The following is a 2,047-nucleotide window of genomic DNA, read 5'->3' on the forward strand; positions in this document are numbered from 1 at the left end:
GCGGGCCGCTGCCGCGGCGACCGGGGAGCAGCTGGGCCGGCTGGAGCGCGGGGATGTGTCCCATCTGGCCGAGGCCGGGGTGTGGGCCGAAGAGCCTGCGGTGCGTGGGAAGTTCGGGATGTGTGGGCGGTTGGACGTCTACACGGGGGACTGAGGGGCGCCTCGGAGCTCGCGGGCGCTGTGGTGTGGCGGGGCGCTGTGGTGGCTGCGGGTTGTCCGTGGCTTGTCGCGCAGTTCCCCGCGCCCCTTCGGGGCGCTCAGAGGGCCGTCGGGCCCTTCACCGACCAGCCCGGGGTCTGGGGGTGGGCCCTGAGGTTCCCGTGGCTGACCTCTGTGCCGCAGGCCGTGCAGGTGACCGCCGGGACCAGGGTCTGGCCGCAGGCGTGCTCGATCACCATGGGGCGGTCGTCGTCCGTGCGGAGATGGCGGTCGCCCCACGCCATGAGGGTCATCAGGACCGGCTCCAGTTCGAGTCCCGCCTGGGTGGGCCGGTACTCGAAGCGCCGGGGGCGCTCGTTGTAGACGTGCTTGGCCAGGACGCCCGCGTCCACCAGGCGCCTCAGCCGGGTCGCCAGCACGTCGCGCGGTGCCCCGATGTTGCGGACCAGCTGGTCGAAGCGGCCGTTGCCGAGGCAGACCTCACGCAGGACCAGCAGGGAGTACTTCTCGCCGACGATCGCCAGGGTGTCGGCGATGGAACAGGGGCGCGGATCTCCGGAGGCGGGCATGCGCCCATTCTAGGGGAGGGTTTGTTTTTCCAACTTCCAGGACTATGGTGAGTTTGAAATTCCTACTCACAGGTAGATCCCCTGCTTCTGACAGTCGTGGAGGCCCGACCCATGCGTGACGCCGTGATCGTCGAAGCCGTACGCACGCCCCTGGGCAAGGGGAAGCCGAATGGCGCACTCGCCCATGTCCACCCCGTCGACCTCCTCGCCCACACCCTGCGCGCCCTCGTCGACCGCTCCGGCGTCGATCCTGCGCTGATCGACGACGTCATCGGCGGCACCGTCGACCAGGTGGGCGAGCAGGCCATGAACACCACCCGCTACGCCGTCCTCGCGGCGGGCTTCCCGGAGACCGTCCCCGCTACCACGGTCGACCGGCAGTGCGGCTCCTCCCAGCAGGCCGTGCACTTCGCCGCCCAGGGCGTCATGTCGGGGGCGTACGACCTGGTCGTCGCCTGCGGGGTGGAGTCGATGAGCCGGGTGCCGATGTGGTCCAACGTGCCGCCCGGCGCCGACCCGTTCGGACCGGGGGTCGCCGCGCGCTACCCGGAGGGGCTCGTGCCCCAGGGCATCAGCGCCGAGCTGATCGCCGCGAAGTGGTCGATCGGGCGGGAGCGGATGGACGAGTTCGCGGTGTCGTCCCATCGCAGGGCCGCGGCAGCCTGGGTGGGCGGCCTCTTCGACGCCGAGGTCGCGCCGCTGGACGGGGTGACCCGCGACGAGTGCGTACGGCCCGGCAGCACGCTCGAGATCCTGGCCGGACTCAGGCCCGCCTACCACGACCCCGCCTTCGCCGAGCGGTTCCCGCAGATCGAGTGGAGCATCACCGCGGGGAACGCCAGCCCCGTCAACGACGGGGCGTCTGCCGTCCTCGTCACGTCCGGCGAGACGGCGGCGCGGCTGGGGCTGCGCCCCCTCGCCCGGCTGCACTCCTTCGCCGTCACCGGCTCGGATCCGCTGCTGATGCTCACGGGGGTCGTCCCCGCCACCGAGAAGGTGCTGCGCCGCGCGGGGCTGGGCCTCGACGACATCGATCTCTTCGAGGTCAACGAGGCGTTCGCCAGTGTCGTGCTCGCCTGGCAGCAGGAGACGGGCGCCGACCTGGACAAGGTCAACGTCCACGGCGGTGCCATCGCGCTGGGGCACCCCCTGGGGGCCAGCGGGACTCGGCTCACGACGACGCTGGTGCACGCGATGCGGGAGCGCGGCGCTCGCTATGCGTTGCAGACCATGTGCGAGGCGGGTGGGCTCGCCAACGCGATGGTGCTGGAAGCCGTTTGAGGTGGCGGCCGTGTGAGGTGGGGCCGGTCGTGTCGGGG

General features: G+C 71.7%; 2 protein-coding genes and 1 pseudogene. 2 read left to right on the plus strand and 1 reads right to left on the minus strand.

The genetic code is table 11. From position 1 onward, the window contains the following. Positions 1 to 154 (plus strand): annotated as a pseudogene (locus GWK25_RS43515) (cupin); the annotation flags it as partial. A gap of 103 nt (positions 155 to 257) precedes the next feature. On the opposite strand, the gene GWK25_RS17420 reads toward GWK25_RS43515, so the two are convergent. Further along, positions 258 to 728 (minus strand): helix-turn-helix domain-containing protein, encoded by a 471-nt coding sequence (locus tag GWK25_RS17420; RefSeq protein ID WP_215451114.1) that lies wholly within the window; start codon positions 726 to 728, stop codon positions 258 to 260. 111 nt (positions 729 to 839) lie between these two features. On the opposite strand from GWK25_RS17420, the gene GWK25_RS17425 reads away from it, so the two are divergent. After that, the gene (locus GWK25_RS17425) at positions 840 to 2,009 is read left to right on the plus strand and encodes a thiolase family protein (protein ID WP_215451115.1); all 1,170 of its coding nucleotides are present in this window, start codon (positions 840 to 842) and stop codon (positions 2,007 to 2,009) included. Positions 2,010 to 2,047 lie beyond the last annotated feature (38 nt).

It is taken from the genome of Streptomyces sp. ATCC 21386, assembly GCF_018728545.1.
Taxonomy (GTDB): Bacteria; Actinomycetota; Actinomycetes; order Streptomycetales; family Streptomycetaceae; genus Streptomyces.

Coding starts and splice junctions, on each gene's coding strand:
- GWK25_RS17420 (WP_215451114.1), bottom strand. CDS start 728: ATGCCCGCCTCCGGAGATCCGCGCCCCTGTTCCATCGCCGACACCCTG.
- GWK25_RS17425 (WP_215451115.1), top strand. CDS start 840: ATGCGTGACGCCGTGATCGTCGAAGCCGTACGCACGCCCCTGGGCAAG.